We start from the raw sequence: 19,881 nt of genomic DNA, 5'->3' as shown, positions 1-19,881 counted from the left end.
ACTTACCGCACCATGAGGATTTTGCATCCCCTGACGGCTAGCCGATGATCATCGTTTTCGGCTCCAGATAAGCCTGCATCCCCCATTTGCCCATTTCACGCCCCAGACCGGATTGCTTGAAGCCACCGAACGGCGCCTGCGGTTCATGTTCAAGGGTATTGACCAGTACGCGCCCGGACTCTATCGCCAGCGCAACCTCCTGACCACGCTGCCGATCGCCGCTTAATACCAGGGCGCTCAGGCCATAGGTCGTATCATTGGCAATTGCGATGGCTTGCGCCTGATCCTGATAGGGAATCAGTACCAGCACCGGGCCAAAGATCTCTTCTCGCGCAATGCGCATCTGGTTGTGGACATCGCTGAATACGGTCGGTTTCACACACCAGCCTTTTTCCATGCCCTGCGGTCGCCCTTCACCGCCAATGAGCAATCTTGCCCCCTCCTGCTGCCCCAGGCGAATATAATCCTGCACCCGTTGCCACTGCTTCCGACTGACCATCGGACCAATCGTCGTTCGCGCGTCGCGCGGGTCGCCGGAGATATACTCCGCCATTCCCTGCACGATGGCCTGTTCAAACTCCGCCAGACGCCCGGCAGGCACCAGAATTCGCGTCCCGGCGATGCAGGCCTGTCCGCTATTCATAAACCCGGCCGCCAGCGCCAGGGGCACAGCCTGCTGCACATCGGCATCATCCAGAATGAGGGTCGGTGATTTACCGCCAAGTTCCAGCGTGACGCGTTTCAGCGTTTGCGCCCCGCTTTCGATAATATGTTTCCCTACGGCGGTAGAACCGGTGAAAGAAATTTTAGCAATATCGGGGTGATGGTTAATAATATCCCCCACCACTTCGCCCCGTCCGGTCACGATGTTAACGACCCCGGCGGGGATCTGCGCCGCGTGCAGCGCTTCGGTGACGATCTGCGTCTGCCAGGCGCTCATCTCGCTGGGTTTAATCACCGCCGTACAGCCTGCCGCCATCGCCGTCGCCAGCTTGCTACAGATAAAACCGGCATCGCTGTTCCACGGCGTAATCAACCCCGCCACGCCGACCGGCGTCATCACCACCTGCGCACGCCCCGCCGGTTCAACAAATTCGAAGCTCGCCAGCGTCTCCATCGCCTGCTTAATGGTTTGCGCCGGCCATGTCGCCATCCATTGCGAGCGCGAAGCCGGGGCGCCATATTCGGTGACAATCGCCTCGAGTAAATCCGCCTCTCTCGCCCGGACGGCCTGGTACATCCGCTCAAGGACATCCAGACGCTGCTGTTTCGTCGTCCGTGACCAGCAAGGAAAGGCAGCTTTTGCGGCGGCAATCGCTCGCCGGGCATCCTCTTCGTCCGCCAGCCGCGCCTGGCCAATCATCTCTTCCGTCGCCGGGTTGAACAGCGCAAAGGTTTCGCTGCCGTGCGGGGTGACAAATTCACCGTTGATATAAATTTTATCGATGTGCAGCATCTTCGTCTTCCTCATTGGTTTGATGAAGGGAAGTATAGAGTCGACGTATTGCCCCGATAAGAGGGTATAATCAACACAGCCTGTCACGAAAATCGGGATAATCATGCACCGTAGCGGTCTTACTGAACTGGAAGTCCTCCTTGCCGTTGCCCACCGCCAGAGCTTCCGAGCGGCTGCCCGGGAGCTGGGCATGTCGGCCACCGCCATCAGCAACGCCGTCGCCGGACTGGAGGCGCGGCTCAACGTACGCCTGTTTAACCGCACCACCCGTAGCGTCGCGCTGACGGAGGCCGGGCGACGCTACGTCGAGCGCGTGGCGCCTGCGCTGGCAGAAATTCAGCGCGCATCGGAAGAGATTGCCACTCAACCGGAAATGCCGACCGGCACGCTGCGCATCAATGCGCCACGCGAGAGCGTTGCCCTGCTGTTTGGACTGTTCGATACCTTCCTCAAGCGCTACCCGGACATGCGTCTCGACATCACCACCGAGTCGCGGCTGATCGATATTGTCGCCGAAGGTTACGACGCCGGCATTCGCCTGGCGGAGTCGCTGCCGCAGGATATGATTGCCGTCACGCTGACGCCCGATGTGCGGATGCGTATCGTCGGTGCGCCGGAATATTTTGCCCGCCGCGGCATTCCGCACAGCCCGGAAGATCTGCTGCATCATCAGAGCATCGGGATGCGTATGTCACACGGCGGACTCTATCACTGGGAGCTGGAGCGCCAGCAACACAAGCTGACGGTGAACGTCCCGCCGCGTATTACCCTCAGCGAAATGGGCGCCATCCATTGTGCGGTACTCGCCGGCCTTGGACTGGCCTATATCTCGGACTGGTTTATCAAGGAAGATCTGGCCTGCGGCAAGCTCGTCAGCGTGATGGATGAGTGGTGCCCGTCGTTTGCCGGTCTACGCCTCTATTATCCCGGCCGCCGCCACGTTCCGCCCGGGCTGAAGGCTTTTATCAGCCTGGTGCACGAGTTGCGCGACCATCCCGACCCTGCGGGCAAAATTTAGCCCCCCGCCTCCCGGATGACGGCAGGTCGCCTATACTCGAACACGTGCGACCTACCACGGCGGGAGTCACCATGATCGACCTTTACTACGCACCCACCCCTAACGGCCAGAAAATTATTCTCTTTCTCGAAGAGGCGCAGCTGGCCTACCGCCTGATTCGGGTCGATATCAATAAAGGGGAACAGTTTCGCCCGCAGTTTCTCGCTCTCTCGCCGAATAATAAAATTCCCGCCATCGTCGACCACCTCCCCGTTGACGGTGGAGCGCCGCTCGGCCTGTTTGAGTCCGGGGAAATCCTGCTCTATCTGGCAGAAAAATCAGGAAAACTGCTCAGCGGCGAGCTGCGTGAGCGCCATACCACGCTCCAGTGGCTGTTCTGGCAGGTTAGCGGATTAGGCCCTATGCTGGGGCAGAACCACCATTTCAACCACAGCGCGCCGCAGGCGGTGCCCTATGCCATAGAGCGTTATCAGGTCGAGACCCAGCGGTTGTACAACGTACTGAACCGTCGTCTGGAGGTCAGCCCATGGCTCGGCGGCGAACATTACAGTATTGCCGATATTGCCTGCTGGCCGTGGATTCGCGCCCACCCTCGCCAGCGTATTGATCTCGCACATTTTCCGGCGATTCATAACTGGTTTGAACGCATTCGTCAGCGTCCGGCCACCGGGCAGGCGCTGATAAAAATACAACACCAATAACCCCCCTGCTCGCATGGCTTGCTTTCATGTATGATTGCGGAAATGACAACACGGAGGAAGCCTGCAATGTCTCAGCCAGACGCCATTATTCGTATAAAGAACCTACGCTTACGTACTTTTATTGGAATCAAAGAAGAAGAAATCGCTAACCGCCAGGATGTGGTGATCAATGTGGCGATTCACTACCCGGCGGAGCGGTCCCGCAACAGTGAAGATATCAACGATGCGCTGAATTACCGCACGATTACCAAGCGTATCATCAGCCATATTGAGAATAACCGCTTCTCGCTGCTGGAAAAATTAACTCAGGATGTGCTCGACATCGCATGCGAACATCACTGGGTCACTTATGCTGAAGTTGAGATCGATAAACTTTATGCACTGCGCTACGCCGACTCCGTCTCAATGACCATGAGCTGGCGACGCTAAGCTTCTTAGGGAGGCGCTATGAGGATTCTGCTTACTGGCGGTACCGGCCTGATTGGCCGGCATCTGATCCCCCGGCTGCTGGAGCTTGGGCATCACGTAACGGTATCAACGCGCAGCCCGGAAAAAGCGCAAACCCGGCTGGATGCCCGCGTCACCTTGTGGCGCGGTTTCGAAGGCCATCATCACCTCAATGATATTGATGCCGTCATCAATCTGGCGGGCGAACCTATCGCCGACAAACGCTGGACGACAGAGCAAAAGCAGCGCCTGTGTCACAGCCGCTGGGATATCACTCAAAAGCTGGTGAATCTGTTCAACGCCAGCGATACGCCACCCTCAGTGCTGATCAGCGGTTCTGCCGTAGGCTTTTACGGCGATCTCGGGGAAGTGGTGGTGACCGAAGATGAGCCGCCGCACAATGAGTTCACCCATAAACTCTGCGTCCGCTGGGAGCAGCTGGCCTGCGAGGCGCAAAGCGACCGCACCCGCGTCTGCCTGCTGCGCACCGGCGTGGTGCTGGCGTCGACCGGCGGGATTCTGGCCAAAATGATGCCGCTTTTCAGGCTTGGTCTCGGTGGCCCTATTGGTAACGGCAGGCAGTATCTGGCCTGGATTCATATCGATGATATGGTCAACGGTATTCTGTGGCTGCTGGATAACGATCTCAGCGGGCCTTTCAATATGGTTTCCCCTTATCCGGTCCGCAATGAACAGTTTGCTCATTCTCTCGGGCATGTGCTGAATCGTCCGGCAATTTTCCGCGTACCGGCAACGGCGATTCGCCTGCTGATGGGAGAGTCGTCGGTACTGGTACTCGGCGGGCAGCGGGCGTTGCCCCGGCGCCTGGAGGATGCCGGTTTTGGCTTCCGCTGGTACGATCTGGAAGAAGCGCTAAGAAATATCGTCGGGTAAACGCGGCCCATTTTCCTCCCGGGAGAGTTACCGCTCTGCCGGGAGGGTCCCCGATGGTCCATCGCCAGTGGTACCCGCCTTCATTATCGCGGTGAAGATTATGCCTGCGTCTGCCTGAACCGGCGATTCTATTGGCGATCGATAACCTGAATCTGGCTCTGCAGCTGCGCGCCTCACCGCCTGGCGAAACCGTACTGGGCTAGTTTCACGGGCTCGACGCGCCTTGCCCGACTTCACCTGCTGTCAGGTAATCCACCGCCACGAGCGGTATAAGATCATATTATCCGGTACTTTCTGGTGTTAAGGTGAGCTAACGATCCACCGAACAACCTGCAAATGATGACCTTAACAACCCCCCGACTGCTGCTTTCTCCGTTTACGGAAGCCGACTGGCCGTTTTTCCTCCGCCTGCGTCGCGATCGCGAAGTGATGCGCTTTATGGGCGAAATGCTCGATGAACCCGCGCTGCGCCCCCTGTTTGCTGCGCGCTGCACGGATCCCGGCGTATTTGTGCTACGCGATAGAAAGGGTGAGGCCATCGGTGATATTGGCCTGCGCATCAGCAGTAAAAACCCGCATGAAGCCGATGTCGGATATGCCCTCATCCCGGAGGCACAGGGTCAGGGATATGCCAGTGAAGCGCTGCGGGCGATATGCGATTACGGCTTTAGCCAACTCGGCGTCAATGCCATTAACGCCTGGGTACTGGGTGACAATATCGGGTCGGCGCGTCTGCTGGAAAAACACGGTTTTGTGCGGATTCAGGTGCTGGAAAAAGCCTACCACCTGAACGGCGTCGATTACGATGACTGGGTATATCGGCTGGAGCGGTAATCTGCTCCCGGCGAACTGTTTCGCCGGGAGAGACCGCAGGCTTACTTCAAGGAGCCTTTCAGGAACTGCTGCAGGCGGGGGCTTTTCGGATTGCCGAACAGCTCATCCGGATGGCCTTCTTCTTCAATCTTACCCTGGTGCAGGAAAATGACGTGCGACGAGACATGGCGCGCAAAGCCCATTTCATGGGTCACTACCACCATGGTTTTCCCCTCCTCCGCCAGCTTCTGCATGATACGCAGCACTTCCCCTACCAGTTCAGGGTCAAGCGCGGAAGTCGGTTCGTCAAACAGCAGCACATCGGGCTCCATCGCCAGCGCACGCGCAATGGAGACGCGCTGCTGCTGACCGCCGGAGAGATGCACCGGGTATTTGATCTGCTGGCGCTCATCAATGCCCACTTTCGCCAGATATTTCACCGCCCGCTCGCGCGCTTGCTGCTTACTCAGCCCGAGAACCTGAATCGGCGCTTCCATGACGTTTTCCAGCACTGTCATATGGCTCCACAGGTTGAAATGCTGGAACACCATCGTCAGGCGCGTACGCAGCAGGCGCAGCTGGTTTTTATCTGCGACCTTCAGCTGACCGTCTTTGTCGCGGACCAGACCAATATTCTGCCCGTTAACCACTATCGTGCCTTCGCTGGGCTTTTCCAGGAAGTTAATGCAGCGCAAAAAGGTACTTTTACCGGAACCCGATGAACCGATAATGCTGATAACGTCCCCGGCTTGCGCCCGTAACGAGACGCCTTTCAGCACCTCATGCTCGCCGTAACGTTTATGGAGATCGATAACATTTAATTTATTGTCGGACATGGCGGTCTCAATGCGTCGAAGAAGGTTTTATATGCTGCAACCAACGCTTTTCCGCCTTGCGGAACAGGCTAATCAGCACATACGAAATAATTAAATAGAGCACCGCGGCAATCCCGAAGGCGGTAAACGGCTGATAGGTCGCCGAGTTAATATCCCTGGCGATTTTCAGCAGATCCGGCACGGTGGCAGTAAAAGCCAGCGCGGTGGAGTGCAGCATCAGAATCACTTCGTTGCTGTACGCTGGCAGCGCGATACGCAGCGCAGACGGCAAAATAATGCAGCGATACATTTTGACCGATGAGAAACCATAGGCCCGCGCCGCTTCAATTTCCCCGGGAGGGACGGAACGGATCGCCCCGGCAAAAATCTCCGTGGTATAGGCGCAGGTATTGAGCGTTAAGGCCAGCACCGTACAGTTGAGGCCGCTGCGGAAAAAGGCGTTCAGCAGCTCGGTGCCTTTGACGATTTCCAGCGTATACATCCCGGAGTAAAACACCAGCAGCTGCACATACAGCGGCGTACCGCGGAACACATAGGTAAACAGCCAGATCGGAAACTGAATGTATTTGTTGCTTGAGACGCGCCCGATAGCAAGAAACACCGCCAGAATGCCGCCCATCACCACCGAGGAAATTAACAGCCACAGCGTGATGGCCACCCCGGTAAAACGGTAGCCGTCGGTCCACAGCAGCGATTTCCAGTACTCCTGAATAATCTCAATCACAGGTCAGCCCTCTTCACGCCCACGGAGTAACGGCGTTCAAGCAGCAGCAGTACACCATTGGAAACGGTTGTAAACACGAGATAAACCAGGCCGCAGACAATCGCAAAGTAGAACGGCTGCCAGGTGCTTTTCCCTGCCAGCTGGGTGGCTTTGACCACATCCTCCAGACCCAGCAGAGAGACCAGCGCCGTTGCCTTGAGGATAACCTGCCAGTTGTTGCCAATTCCCGGTAATGCATAGCGCATCATTGCCGGAAAGAGGATCCGCCGGAAGGTCTGGCCGTTGCTGAAGCCAAAGGCCGTCGCCGCTTCGATGTGACCTTTCGGAACCGCCATAAAAGCGCCGCGGAAGGTTTCAGTAAAATAGGCGCCGTAGATAAAGCCCAGCGTAATAATCCCCGCGATCATCGGGTCAATATCAAACTGCGATAGTCCCAGTGCGTCGGTGAGCGTATTCAGCGCAATCTGCAGACCGTAGAAAATCAGTAGCATCAGCACCAGATCGGGCACGCCGCGAATTAACGTGGTGTAGCCTTCAAATACCAGCGCCAGCGGTCGATTGCTCGATAGCTTAGCTCCGGCACCCGCCAGACCAATGAGGACCGCCAGCACAACCGAACTAAGAGCCAGCTCCAGCGTGACCAGAGCGCCCTGTAAAATAACCTGTGAAAACCCGTACAGCATGCTGTCTGCCCTGTCTGTCATCGACCATCGCGCGCCAACATGCGCGCGATGGGGTACGTATGATGCTTAGTCACCGTACACGTTAAAATCGAAATATTTTTTTGCCAGCTTGTCGTAGGTGCCATCTTTGCGCATATCCGCGAAGGCTTTATTTAACGCCTCACGCAGCTCGTTGTCCTCTTTACGCAGGCCCATGCCGGTACCGACGCCAAACAGTTTTTCATCCTTAATCGACGGACCGCCAAACTGGTAATCTTTGCCAACAGGCTGTTTGAGGAAGCCTTCGCTCGCGGCGACTTCATCCTGGAACGCCGCGTCGATGCGCCCGGCGGTCAGGTCGGAATAGATATTGTCCTGGCCCTGGTAGGAGACAATTTCAATGCCTTTCGGTGCCCAGTGCTCATTACCGTAGGTCTCCTGGGTGGTCCCCTGAAGCACACCGATCCGCTTGCCTTTCAGTCTGGCGAGATCCGGCGTGATATCACTGCCTTTTTTCACGACCAGACGGGAATCCGCCGCGTAAAGTTTGTCGGTGAAAGCAATTTCCTGCTGACGTTTTTCGGTAATGGACAACGAAGACATAATCGCATCGATTTTCTTCGCTTTTAAAGAAGGGATCAGCGCATCCAGCGGGTTTTCAACGAAGGTACATTGCGTATTGATACGCTTACACAGCTCTTTTGCCAAATCGATGTCAAAACCAATCAACTGACCCTGCGCATTTTTCGATTCGAACGGGGCATAAGTTGGATCGGTACCGATACGTAGTTTTTGCGGAATGGCTGCGAATACCGTGCTAACGCTGGAAAGGGCCAGCGCTAAAGAAAGAGACAACGCCAGTTTTTTCATAACTATCCTCAACAGACTGTCATTCTAACGAGTTTATTAGAAGTACTTACGCCAGTTATCGTGCCATTATTCGCCCCGGTAAGGCAAAGCATTCTGCGCCCGGAAGCCAATTATTTCGCACCATAAACGCTTAACTATGCACTAAGCACGCGACAAAACCGCCTTTTATGCACCAAATCGGAACACTGCAGGTAAATTTGCACCAATTTAGTGCAATCGTGGACATACGAAATCCCTCAGGCCCGGTTTCCCGGGCCCGCGGCGTGTTTAGTCACCGTAGACGTTGAAGTTGAAGTATTTCTTCGCCATTTTGTCGTAGGTTCCGTCTTTACGCATTTCAGCCAACGCACTGTCGAAAGCGGCTTTCAGCTCGCCATCGGTTTTACGCAGGCCAATGCCGGTACCATCACCGAAGAATTTTTTATCTTTGACAGAGGGACCGGCAAAGGCGAAATCTTTACCGGCGGGTTGTTTGAGGAAGCCTTCGCTGGCGGCGACTTCATCCTGCAGCGCAGCGTCAAGTCGGCCGGCAGCAAGGTCGGAATAGATCAGATCCTGGTTCTGGTAGGCAACGACATCCACGCCCTGGCTACGCCAGCGCTCATTGCCGTACGCTTCCTGAGTGGAACCCTGTAGTACCCCGACGTGTTTGCCCTTCAGGGATTCCAGCGTCGGCTGGATTGATGAGCCTTTTGGCGCAATCAGACGGGAGTCAGCGGCATACAGTTTGTCAGAGAAGGCAATCTCCTGCTGCCGTTTTTCAGTAATCGATAAGGAAGAGATAATGGCGTCAATTTTCTTCGCCTTCAGCGAGGGAATCAATGAATCAAAGTCGCTCCCCACCCAGGTACATTTTACTTTGATACGCGAACACAGCTCATTGCCCAAATCGATATCAAAACCCACGAAATCCCCTTTCGCATCTTTCGAGGAGAAAGGCGCGTAGGTGGCATCGGTACCGATACGAATGCTTTGCGGAAGCGCGGCAAAAACGCTGGAAGCGCTGCTGATTCCCATGATTAAAGAGAGGGCCAGGATCGTCTTCTTCATACAATACCCTTAAGTGTCGTGATGTTGTTATATGGTGCGTTGTTTCGTTATGTGTAGCCGACTCATCCTGCAGGTTTTATGCCATCTTCTCAGTGCGTGCTGGAAACAGCGTTAAATTTGTTAATATAAAGTTGCAGGATTGTCTTAAGAGGGAAGATAACAGCATTGACGGACAAACCGCAGTGGCCGAACGCAAAAAAACAAATTAAATGTTGAGGATTTGATCGAGGCGACAAAATTGCACTGCGGAGGCGCAAAAGTTCACGGCACGCACTACTTTAGTGCGTCCGAAGGTCCCTGCCAACGGGTAAACAGATCCTGCGGGAGGGTAATATCGAACTGATCGATAACCCGGTTGACCGTCTGATTAATCACATCATCGAGGGTTTGCGGGCGATGGTAGAAGGCCGGAACCGGCGGCATAATCACCGCTCCCATCTCTGCCGCCTGCACCAGCAGGCGCAGATGCCCGAGATGGAACGGCGTTTCCCGCACGCACAGTACCAGCGGACGACGCTCTTTGAGGACCACGTCCGCCGCGCGGGTCAGCAGACCATCGGTATAGCTGTGAACAATGCCAGAAAGCGTTTTCACCGAGCAAGGCAGGATCACCATTCCGGCCGTCTTGAACGACCCCGACGAGATACTGGCGGCGATATCGCGCGCATCATGGACCACATCCGCCAGCGCCTGCACTTCCCGCAGAGAGTACTCGGTCTCCAGCGCCAGCGTCTGCCGCGCTGCCTGGCTCATGATCAGATGCGTTTCGACATCAGGCACATCGCGTAAAATCTGAAGCAGTCGCACACCGTAAATGGCGCCGCTGGCGCCAGAGATACCAATAATAAGTCGTTTCACGATGATGCCCTCTTCCACATAATGGGGCAGACTTTGCCGGATTATAGCAGCGGACGCAAGCCTTGCGGCCACGCGGTAAGAACACAAAAGCCCGCGGTCGTATGACGGCGGGCTTTTCACAACGCCAGGGTCAATTAGCCTTCGTTATGCATCTCTAAATTTTCCACTTCGTTCAGACGCTGCACCGCTTTCGCATCGTCATTACGTAAGGAATCGAGATAATCGAGGTACTGCTGGTCCACATCCTTAGTGACGTATACGCCGTTAAATACCGAACATTCAAACTGTTGAATATCCGGATTTTCCACACGTACGGCATCAATCAGATCGTTCAGATCCTGGAAGATAAGACCATCAGCGCCAATGATCTGGCGGATTTCGTCCACTTCGCGACCGTGGGCGATAAGCTCGGTAGCCGTCGGCATATCAATGCCGTAAACGTTCGGGAAACGAATCTCTGGCGCCGCGGAAGCCAGATAGACTTTTTTCGCGCCGGCTTCGCGCGCCATCTCGATAATCTGCTCCGAGGTGGTGCCACGCACGATGGAGTCATCCACCAGCAGGACGTTTTTATCCCGGAATTCTGCGCGGTTAGCATTGAGCTTACGGCGTACGGATTTCCGGCGCAGCTGCTGACCTGGCATGATAAAGGTGCGGCCAACGTAGCGGTTTTTCACGAAGCCCTGGCGATAGGGTTTATCGAGGATTCGGGCGATTTCCAGCGCGATATCGCAGGAGGTTTCCGGAATCGGAATGACCACGTCGATGTCCAGATCTTCCCACTCGCGCGCAATCTTCTCACCCAGTTTGGTGCCCATATTGACGCGCGCGCTGTAGACGGAAATTTTGTCGATAAACGAGTCCGGGCGAGCAAAATAGACGTACTCAAAGAGGCACGGGTTGCTGACCGGATTCTCGGCGCACTGACGGGTAAACAGCTGGCCCTTCTCGGTAATATAGACCGCTTCACCCGGCGCCACATCGCGCAGGAATTCGAAGCCCAGGGTATCCAGCGCCACGCTTTCGGAGGCCACCATATACTCGGTACGACCATCGCCAACATCACGTTTCCCCAACACCAGAGGGCGGATGCCGTTCGGATCGCGGAACGCGACCATACCGTGACCGATAATCATCGCCACGCAGGCGTAGGCGCCGCGGATCTGACGGTTGGTGGCGGCAATCGCGGCAAAAATGTTATCCGCTTCCAGTGGGTAATGACGGAAGTTATCCAGCTCGCTGGCGAAGATGTTGAGCAGGATTTCAGAATCAGAGGTGGTGTTGATATGGCGGCGTTTTTCTTCAAACAGCTTCTTGCGCAGCTCGTGCGCGTTGGTCAGATTGCCGTTATGCGCCAACGTAATACCATACGGTGAGTTGACATAGAAAGGCTGCGCTTCGGAGGCACTTGAGCTGCCCGCCGTAGGATAGCGAACATGGCCAATCCCCATATTGCCCTGCATACGCTGCATGTGGCGAGCTTCAAAAACGTCGCTCACCAGTCCGTTCGCCTTACGCAAACGGAAACAGTTATTTGCATCAATAGTGATGATGCCTGCGGCATCCTGGCCACGATGCTGAAGCACCGTTAACGCGTCATAAATCGACTGGTTTACCGGCATAACACCGGCGATACCGACAATACCGCACATACGTCTTTTCCTCGTTCAGCCACATCCCAACGCTTATGCTTTGGGCAAGAAACTTGACGAGCTTTGCAGATAGTCAAAAAACCATCTGATAACGAAACTGAACTGCGGGATAAGCTCTGACTTTTGCCAGTCTTCGCTTTTCGCCATACCGGTAAAGCTATCGAGAAAGAACAGAATCGCAGAGACAATCAGCACGCCACGCAGGGCGCCAAAACAGATCCCTAACACCCTGTCGGTACCCGACAGGCCCGTTTTCTCAACCAGTGCGCCAATCACATAGTTAACGATGGCGCCAACGATAAGCGTTGCGATAAACAGTATCGCGATAGCAATCCCATTGCGGACCATTTCGTCTTCAAAGCCCGTGAACCAGACAGCCAGGTAAGTGTAGTAATGACTGGCGACAAAGAAAGCACATCCCCAGGTTACCAGCGATAACGCTTCACGAACAAAGCCGCGGATCAGGCTTACCAGACAGGAAAAACCAATCACCGCTATAATGACGTAATCAATCCAGACCATAAACATCCCACGATTTACGCCCTGTCGTCCGGTTCGGGGCGCATTCTAACAGAAAAAGAAAACGTTTGCGTAGGGATTTCCGTGCCCTACAGAAATAAAAATGGCGCTGAAAAAACATTCAACGCCATGTTGCCTTGCGCCTCCTGAAAGCGCGTCAGACAGGAGCTTCGCCCCTCATCAGCGCGGCAAGGGGCAAGATTAGTTGGGGCTATATCCCATGACCACACCGCTCAGGCCGGAGATCTGTTTCAGGTCGCCAAGCTGCCCTTTCAGTTTATCTTTTGAGGTATCGGGACCGACCAGAATACGGGTAATTTTACCCTGAACCGGCGTCGAAGGCGACGTGTAGACCTTAAACCCGGAGGAACGCAGCTTACCGACGATTTCGTTGACCTTATCCGCATTCTTCAACGCACCGAGCTGTACCACATAGGCTTTGCCGGTCGGAGCAGGGATCTCTGCCGGTTTCGCCGGCGGCGTCTGGGCAACGGTTTGTTGCTGCGGCTGCGGCTTCTCAACCGGCTTCGGCGGCTGAGGCTGCGGTTTAGGCTGAGGCTGCGGTTTGGGCTGCGGCTTCGGCGCGACCACCGGCTCCTGCACATCATCGAAACTGTTGCTGTTAACCGGAATACGCGACGGATCCAATGACGGCGCAGCGGCGTCCCCCGCTCTGACCTCTTCCGCCGCCCCTTCCGGCGGTTGGGCCGGAAGGGCCTGAGTCGCCGCCGGAAGCATATCCGGCTCATCGCGATCGCCCGGTTTTGGCACCAGTGGAATGGCCGCGAACTCGTCCTGATAATGCTTTTTCTGACCGTCAAGCAGTCCCGGGAGGATAATCACCCCCAGCGCTACCAGTACAATCGTCCCGACTAAACGGTTCTGAAACTTACTCGCCACCGATTCTCCCCGCCTCTATTTCTTCCATTACATGCGCCACCGTATGGAATGAACCACACACCAGTACCGTATCTTCCGGCCTGGCATCGGCCATCGCCGCATGCCAGGCCTGAGCCACGTTGGCGTAAGCTTTTCCTGCGTGCAAATGCTCCTGCAGCTGTTGCGCCGTTGCACCGCGCGGCCCCTCCAGAGGCGCACAGTACCAGCTATCCACTTCCGCCGTCAGGTTTGCCAGCGTGCCGGCAATATCCTTATCATGCAGCATACCAACAACCGCCAGCACGCGCCCCGTTTTCGACAGGCTTTTGAGACGTCCGGCGAGCCAGGCTGCCGCATGGGGGTTATGCGCCACATCGAGAATAACGCGCGGCGTTTCGCTGATTATCTGAAAACGCCCCGGCAGCATGGCCTGTTTAATACCGTCGCGAATCGCCCGATCGCTCACCTGAAGTCGGCTGGCTCGCAGCGCCGCCAGCGCCGTTGCGGCATTCGGCAGCGGAATCTGAGGCAACGGTAAATCTGCCAGTGTCCCCTCCCCGTCACTGAATGACCACGTCTGCGCACCGGCGGCATAGCGCCAGTCGACGTCGCGACGCAGAAGCGTTGCGCCTTTCCCGGCGGCTACCTCTGCGATGGTATGGGGCATCTCCGGTTCGCCAACGACGGCCGGTTTACCGGCACGGAAAATACCGGCCTTCTCGCGGCCAATGCTTTCCCGATCCGGCCCCAGCCAGTCAGTATGATCCAGGGCGATGCTGGTTACCACCGCCACATCCGCATCAACGATATTGGTGGCATCAAGACGCCCGCCGAGACCAACCTCAAGGATCACCACGTCGAGCTGCGCCTGCTTAAACAACCACAGTGCAGAGAGCGTACCAAACTCGAAATAGCTCAGGGAAATCTCACCGCGCGCGGCTTCAATTTCAGCAAAAGAGGCGGTATGCGCCGCTTCCGGCAGCTCCGCGCCCTGTACTCGCACGCGCTCGGTATAGCGCACCAGATGCGGTGAACTGTAAACCCCCACCTTGTAGCCCGCCGCCATCAGCACAGACTCCAGCGTGCGGCAGGTGGTTCCTTTACCGTTGGTCCCCGCCACCGTAAAGACGAACGGCGCCGGCTTTAACACCGCCATTCGTCCGGCGACTTCGCTCACGCGGGTCAGCCCCAGATCGATGGTTTTACTGTGCAGATGTTCCAGATAGGAAAGCCACGTAGCCAGGGGCGACGTGGCCTGAGGAATAGGTTCTTTTTCCATGATGTCCGCGAGTGTTAACGGTAAATACGCTTCATCCTTCAAACTGCCTCTTGCCGGCAGCGCTCGTCACCCACGCTGTCCATTGGACCGGGCCCTGACGGGGCTTTAGCCTTTCCGCCGCGCCGCAGTTTGAATGATGGCGCATAGAATTAAAAAAGGGCAGCGCCGTCAGGCCTGCCCTCCGAATTATCAGGCCTCTGGTTCCTGATCCGGTGCCGGTGGCACCACCTCACCTTCGTGAGAGACGTCCTGGCTGGGCGCCGGAAGATTCATCAGCTTCGCCAGGATGCTGGCCAGCTTCAGACGCATTTCCGGGCGACGAACGATCATATCGATCGCCCCTTTTTCAATCAGGAACTCACTGCGCTGGAAGCCCGGCGGCAGTTTCTCACGTACGGTCTGCTCGATAACGCGAGGACCCGCGAAGCCGATCAGCGCTTTCGGTTCCGCAATGTTAAGATCGCCCAGCATGGCGAAGCTCGCCGATACGCCGCCCATGGTCGGGTCGGTCAGTACGGAGATATACGGTAAACCACGCTCCTGCATTTTCGCCAGCGCGGCTGACGTTTTCGCCATCTGCATCAGCGACATCAGCGCTTCCTGCATACGCGCGCCGCCGGAAGCGGAGAAGCAAATCAGCGGGCAATTATCTTCCAGCGCCTGTTCTACCGCGCGCACGAAGCGAGCGCCAACAACCGAACCCATCGAGCCGCCCATAAAGGAGAATTCGAATGCTGCTGCGACAACTGGCATCTCGTGCAGAGTGCCCTTCATGACCACCAGCGCATCTTTTTCACCGGTCTCTTTTTGCGCGGACGCCAGACGGTCTTTGTATTTTTTCGAATCGCGGAACTTCAGCACATCTTTCGGCTCGAGCTCGCTTCCCAGCTCCACCAGGGAACCTTCGTCCAACAGGCTATGCAGGCGATTACGCGCCGACATACGCATGTGGTGATCGCACTTAGGGCAAACCTCCAGGTTGCGCTCCAGCTCCGCGCGGTACAGAACCTGCCCGCAGCTGTCACACTTGGTCCATACACCCTCAGGAATGCTTGCCTTGCGGGTGGGAGTGATATTGCTTTTAATTCGTTCAATCCAGCTCATTGATAACCTTTCTGCCTGAACCTGGTCGATGCCAGTTTTGTCGTAAGGGGCGCATAATGCCATTTTTGACCCTTACAGACCATGAATGTTGCACATTAAATCATAACATCCCGTAACATGGGATAAAAAAGTGGTCGTACCGCTCACACTTCCCTCTTCGGGCAGCACGCTGCTGCCCGAAGCAGATAAAAGCAGGAGGGTTATTTGGTCTGCTTCGCCGCCGCGCGCTTGTGGCGAATAATTTCAATGACCCCAGGCAGCACCGACAGCACAATAATGGCGACAATCAGCAGCTTCAGGTTTTCCTGAACGATCGGCAAATCGCCAAACAGGTAGCCTGCGTAGGTAAACAGCAGAACCCACAGCAGCGCACCAACCACGTTATACGCTGCAAAATGACGATAGGACATATGGCCCATTCCCGCCACAAACGGCGCGAAGGTTCTGACGATCGGCACAAAACGCGCAAGAATAATCGTTTTACCGCCGTGACGCTCATAGAACGAATGGGTTTTATCCAGGTAGCTACGACGGAAAATCTTCGAATCAGGGTTACTGAAAAGCTTTTCGCCAAACAGCCGTCCGATAGTGTAGTTCAGCGCATCGCCGACAATGGCCGCAATGACCATCAATGCCACCATCAGATGCACGTTCAGATCGTTCGTCGGCAGCGCCGACAGCGCGCCGGCCACGAACAGCAGCGAATCGCCGGGCAGGAATGGCGTCACCACCAGACCCGTTTCGCAGAACAGAATCAAAAACAGAATGGCGTATACCCAGACGCCATAGTTGGCCACCAGCTCAGCCAGATGAACATCAATATGCAGGATGAAATCAATTAAAAAGCGAATCAGGTCCATATTGTATGAGTCCTTAATGACACGACACAAAATCGGCCAGGATACCGTGCGACAACAAACCGGTCGTTTCCGGTCGCAGAAAGAATTCCCCGACCGGAACGCTCAGATGCAGCCAGCAAGCAGGCAGCCTGAAGGATAAAGCGTTAATGTTAGTCCGCCAGAAACAGCGGGCCCATCGGCATCACCGGCAGATCGTAGCGGGCCGGATAATCCACCGACACCAGATACAACCCTTCTGCTTTTGCCGTCGCGGCGGCCAGCTTCCTGTCTTTCGCCGCCAGAAGTTCTGCTATCCAGCTCTCTGGCTGGTTCCCGGCCCCCACTTCCATCAGGCTGCCGACAATGTTCCTTACCATATGATGTACAAAGGCATTCGCTTTGATATCTACCACCACATACGCGCCATACCGCGTGACGCTAATATGGTTAATATTCCGCCACGGCGTGCGCGACTGGCACTGTACCGCGCGAAATGAGGTGAAATCATTTTCACCCAGCAAACACTGGGCGGCGCGCTGCATCCGCTCCGCATCCAGAGGCTGATGATAATGGGTGACCCCCTGGCTTAACACCGCCGGACGCAGGCGGTGATTATAGATGACGTAACGGTAGCGACGCGCGGTAGCGCTGAAGCGAGCGTGGAAATCATCCGGTACATGCTTCACCCAACGGACGGCGATGTCTCCAGGCAAATTCGCATTAACCCCCAGCGTCCAGGCCGCGTCTTTGCGCAGCGCATGGGTCTCAAAATGCACAACCTGGCCGGTGCCATGAACACCCGCGTCGGTGCGACCAGCGCAGAACACGGTAATCGGTTCATTCGCCACCTGCGAGAGCGCCTTTTCCAGCTTCTCCTGCACGCTGCGAACTTCGTTTTGCCGCTGCCAGCCGTAATATTTGCTGCCGTCGTACTCGATGCCCAGCGCGATTTTATAGACCGGCTGCTGCTCCATCTCAGACATCAGTACAGATACTCCTGCACCAGTTTCTCGGCGATTTTCACCGCCATCAGCGCGCCGCCGAAGCGCACGTTATCGGCAACGGACCAGAACTGAATCTGTTCCGGCATCCCGTAATCATTGCGTACGCAGCCGACGGAGAGTTGCGCGGTACCTGAAGCATCGCCGACCTGAGTCGGAAATTCGCGCTCGGCAGAGAGCTCAATATCTTCGCCGCGAGCGAAGGCATCACGTGCCTCTTCTGCCGCCAGCGGACGCATTGCTTCGAAGTTCACCATCTGCGCATGACCGTAGAACACCGGCGACTGCACGACGCTGGCGGAAACCATCAATCCTTCATCCTGGAGGATCTTGCGAACTTCATCGACAATACGGCGCTCTTCGCGCACGCTGCCCTCACGATCCGGCAGCAGCGGCAGCATGTTAAACGCCAGCTGACGGCCAAAGAAATCTTCATCATCGATGGGCATACCGTTGAGCAGCTTCGCGCTCTGACCTGCCAGCGCATCAACGGCTTTTTTACCGTATGCGGAAGCGGAGATCAGGCTGGTCACGCTGATACGCGACAGGCCGCCTTCATCGATCAGCGGTTTCAGCGCCGTCAGCAGCTGGCTGGTCAGGCTGTTGGCGACGGCGATGACGTTGCGATTGCGGTAATCGGCCAGTACAAACGGGTTCACTTCCGGCACAACCAGCGGTACGTCCGGCTCCAGCGCAAACAGACCGCTGAGATCGATAACCAGACAACCGGCATTGGTCGCCTCATCAACATAGGCCGCACTCGCTTCAACGCCGGCGGCAAAAAAGGCCAGCTGTACCTGGGTCCAGTCAAATACGGCAGCATCCTGCACGATCACCGACTTACCGCTAAAACGCAGATGCTCTCCCGCGCTCTCATTGCGCGCCAGCGCATAGATATCACCCACCGGGAACTGACGTTCAGCAAGGGTGTCGAGCAGGGCTTCGCCGACGGCGCCCGTTGCGCCCAGTACGGCAATATTCCAGCCTTCAGACATGGTGGTTTACTCCAGAGAAAAGCGACCCTGCCGGAGTATCCAACAGGGTCATTAAGAAGACATTAACGAATGGGGTGATGTACGGCATTAAAACCGAGCTGACGCAGCAGCGTCGCCGCCTGCACATCGCTGCACTGCACGTACAGTGATGACCATTCACGGCGTTCCTGATAATTCTTGCGCAGCTTATCAAATTCACCCGGCACGCCGGCCACTTTTCGCAGCGGCGCATCATCGCGGCGCACATCATACACCAAATGCACCAATCGTTTCAGCGTTGGCTGATCGAGCGCGCCGTGCAGGGTAATGCGACCAAACTCCGGGGCTGGCAGCAACGTGTCCAGCGCTACCTGTTGCGGATGGCCGATAAAGGCGCTGTAGGCTTCAAAAACCTGCGTCGTCCCGCGCGCTTTCCCTTCGAGGGTGTAGCCTGCAATGTGCGCAGTGCCAATATCGACGCGATCCAGCAGCGCAAGGTTCAAATCCGGCTCAGGTTCCCAGACATCAAGCACGACGCTCAACGCCTGCCCGCTTTGCAGGCAGGCCAGCAGCGCAGCGTTATCCACCACCGGTCCGCGGCAGGCATTGATCAGCACGCTTCCCGGTTTCAGACGGCGAATCAGCGCCTCATCGGCCAGATGCAGGGTTGTGTAACGACCTTCTTTATATAAAGGGGTGTGGAACGTCAGAACGTCCGCTTCCTCTACCAGCTCATCCAGGGTGCGGAAGTCGCCTTCATCTCCCCGATCGGCACGCGGCGGATCGCACAACAGCGTTTTGATCCCCAGCGCTTTCAGACGCTTTTGCAGGCGCCCGCCGACGTTGCCGACGCCGACGATCCCGACGGTACGATCGGTCAGCGCGAAACCGTCGCGCTCAGCCAGCATCAGCAGCGCCGAGAAAACATATTCTACGACCGCGATCGCGTTGCAACCCGGCGCGGCAGAAAAGCCAATTCCGGCCTGCTGCAGCCACGTCCGATCGACATGATCGGTACCGGCTGTCGCGGTGCCCACGAATTTAATTGCTTTGCCGGCGAGCAGCGCTTCATTGACTTTGGTGACCGAGCGAACCATCAACGCATCGGCGCCGGTCAACGCATCGACGGGGACCGGACGGCCGGGGACCGCCTCGACTTCGCCCAGGCGACTAAAAAGCTCGCGGGCATAGGGCATATTTTCATCAACGAGGATTTTCACGGTTCAGTACCTGTCTGAGAACGAGAGTAAACCGGGGAAGTGTGCCATAATCTCGCCGCCAGGAACATCATCACCGGGCCTCTGT

Annotated in this window: 21 protein-coding genes; 5 read left to right on the top strand and 16 right to left on the bottom strand. The window is 56.3% G+C overall.

The features are described 5' to 3' along the window. Positions 1-37: 37 nt before the first annotated feature. On the bottom strand, positions 38-1,456 hold the full coding sequence (locus tag BV390_RS06470; protein WP_004865161.1) for an aldehyde dehydrogenase family protein: 1,419 nt from the start codon (positions 1,454-1,456) through the stop codon (positions 38-40). Positions 1,457-1,559: 103 nt separating this feature from the next. Here BV390_RS06470 and BV390_RS06465 point away from each other — a divergent pair, with 103 nt between their 5' ends. From BV390_RS06465 to BV390_RS06445, 5 genes are all read left to right on the top strand, one after another. Further along, positions 1,560-2,474, top strand: a complete 915-nt coding sequence (locus BV390_RS06465; RefSeq protein WP_032695482.1) for a LysR family transcriptional regulator — start codon at positions 1,560-1,562, stop codon at positions 2,472-2,474. 71 nt (positions 2,475-2,545) lie between these two features. Beyond that, the gene (gene yfcG, locus BV390_RS06460) at positions 2,546-3,175 is read left to right on the top strand and encodes a GSH-dependent disulfide bond oxidoreductase (RefSeq protein ID WP_015583782.1); all 630 of its coding nucleotides are present in this window, start codon (positions 2,546-2,548) and stop codon (positions 3,173-3,175) included. A gap of 66 nt (positions 3,176-3,241) precedes the next feature. Next, complete coding sequence (gene folX / locus BV390_RS06455) at positions 3,242-3,604, top strand: dihydroneopterin triphosphate 2'-epimerase (protein ID WP_004865171.1); 363 nt, start codon at positions 3,242-3,244, stop codon at positions 3,602-3,604. A gap of 18 nt (positions 3,605-3,622) precedes the next feature. Further along, complete coding sequence (locus tag BV390_RS06450) at positions 3,623-4,516, top strand: TIGR01777 family oxidoreductase (RefSeq protein ID WP_032686641.1); 894 nt, start codon at positions 3,623-3,625, stop codon at positions 4,514-4,516. Between the two features lie 336 nt (positions 4,517-4,852). Continuing rightward, entirely contained in the window at positions 4,853-5,350 is a 498-nt protein-coding gene (locus BV390_RS06445) for a GNAT family N-acetyltransferase (protein WP_004865177.1), read from the top strand. 41 nt (positions 5,351-5,391) lie between these two features. On the opposite strand, the gene hisP is transcribed toward BV390_RS06445, so the two are convergent. The 15 genes from hisP to pdxB form a co-directional block, all read right to left on the bottom strand. Then, positions 5,392-6,165, bottom strand: a complete 774-nt coding sequence (gene hisP / locus BV390_RS06440; protein WP_004865181.1) for a histidine ABC transporter ATP-binding protein HisP — start codon at positions 6,163-6,165, stop codon at positions 5,392-5,394. 7 nt (positions 6,166-6,172) lie between these two features. After that, a complete protein-coding gene (gene hisM, locus BV390_RS06435; protein WP_004865184.1) occupies positions 6,173-6,889 on the bottom strand; it encodes a histidine ABC transporter permease HisM in 717 nt (238 codons plus the stop codon). Next, positions 6,886-7,572, bottom strand: coding sequence for a histidine ABC transporter permease HisQ (locus BV390_RS06430; protein ID WP_004865186.1), 687 nt, complete (start codon positions 7,570-7,572; stop codon positions 6,886-6,888). Before BV390_RS06430 ends, hisM begins: the two co-directional genes overlap by 4 nt. A 66-nt stretch (positions 7,573-7,638) precedes the next feature. Next, entirely contained in the window at positions 7,639-8,421 is a 783-nt protein-coding gene (hisJ, locus tag BV390_RS06425) for a histidine ABC transporter substrate-binding protein HisJ (protein WP_004865189.1), read from the bottom strand. Positions 8,422-8,688: 267 nt separating this feature from the next. Then, the gene (argT, locus tag BV390_RS06420; protein ID WP_004865192.1) at positions 8,689-9,471 is read right to left on the bottom strand and encodes a lysine/arginine/ornithine ABC transporter substrate-binding protein ArgT; all 783 of its coding nucleotides are present in this window, start codon (positions 9,469-9,471) and stop codon (positions 8,689-8,691) included. 273 nt (positions 9,472-9,744) lie between these two features. Continuing rightward, the gene (locus tag BV390_RS06415; RefSeq protein WP_032699144.1) at positions 9,745-10,329 is read right to left on the bottom strand and encodes a UbiX family flavin prenyltransferase; all 585 of its coding nucleotides are present in this window, start codon (positions 10,327-10,329) and stop codon (positions 9,745-9,747) included. 134 nt (positions 10,330-10,463) lie between these two features. Then, positions 10,464-11,981 carry an amidophosphoribosyltransferase gene (gene purF, locus BV390_RS06410; protein WP_032686639.1) on the bottom strand — a complete coding sequence of 506 codons (1,518 nt, stop codon included), beginning with the start codon at positions 11,979-11,981 and terminating at the stop codon, positions 10,464-10,466. Between the two features lie 33 nt (positions 11,982-12,014). Further along, complete coding sequence (gene cvpA, locus BV390_RS06405) at positions 12,015-12,503, bottom strand: colicin V production protein (RefSeq protein WP_004865201.1); 489 nt, start codon at positions 12,501-12,503, stop codon at positions 12,015-12,017. 198 nt (positions 12,504-12,701) lie between these two features. After that, entirely contained in the window at positions 12,702-13,400 is a 699-nt protein-coding gene (gene dedD / locus BV390_RS06400) for a cell division protein DedD (protein WP_004865204.1), read from the bottom strand. Continuing rightward, entirely contained in the window at positions 13,390-14,658 is a 1,269-nt protein-coding gene (gene folC / locus BV390_RS06395; RefSeq protein WP_032699073.1) for a bifunctional tetrahydrofolate synthase/dihydrofolate synthase, read from the bottom strand. Before folC ends, dedD begins: the two co-directional genes overlap by 11 nt. A gap of 189 nt (positions 14,659-14,847) precedes the next feature. Next, positions 14,848-15,762: an acetyl-CoA carboxylase, carboxyltransferase subunit beta gene (accD, locus tag BV390_RS06390; protein ID WP_015583770.1), complete on the bottom strand. Its 915-nt coding sequence runs from the start codon at positions 15,760-15,762 to the stop codon at positions 14,848-14,850. 200 nt (positions 15,763-15,962) lie between these two features. Next, positions 15,963-16,622 carry a DedA family protein gene (locus BV390_RS06385; RefSeq protein WP_004865212.1) on the bottom strand — a complete coding sequence of 220 codons (660 nt, stop codon included), beginning with the start codon at positions 16,620-16,622 and terminating at the stop codon, positions 15,963-15,965. 149 nt (positions 16,623-16,771) lie between these two features. After that, positions 16,772-17,584 carry a tRNA pseudouridine(38-40) synthase TruA gene (truA, locus tag BV390_RS06380; protein WP_004865214.1) on the bottom strand — a complete coding sequence of 271 codons (813 nt, stop codon included), beginning with the start codon at positions 17,582-17,584 and terminating at the stop codon, positions 16,772-16,774. Continuing rightward, on the bottom strand, positions 17,584-18,597 hold the full coding sequence (locus BV390_RS06375) for an aspartate-semialdehyde dehydrogenase (RefSeq protein WP_004865217.1): 1,014 nt from the start codon (positions 18,595-18,597) through the stop codon (positions 17,584-17,586). The genes truA and BV390_RS06375 overlap by 1 nt, the downstream gene beginning before the upstream one ends. Positions 18,598-18,659: 62 nt before the next feature. After that, complete coding sequence (gene pdxB, locus BV390_RS06370) at positions 18,660-19,796, bottom strand: 4-phosphoerythronate dehydrogenase PdxB (protein ID WP_085396730.1); 1,137 nt, start codon at positions 19,794-19,796, stop codon at positions 18,660-18,662. Positions 19,797-19,881: the final 85 nt, after the last annotated feature.

The sequence above is a fragment of the Klebsiella sp. YJ genome, from assembly GCF_002108615.1.
Lineage (GTDB): Bacteria > Pseudomonadota > Gammaproteobacteria > Enterobacterales > Enterobacteriaceae > Klebsiella > Klebsiella planticola.
The sequence above is the reverse complement of the archived record's forward strand: the minus strand, read 5'-3'. Positions and strand labels throughout refer to the sequence as shown.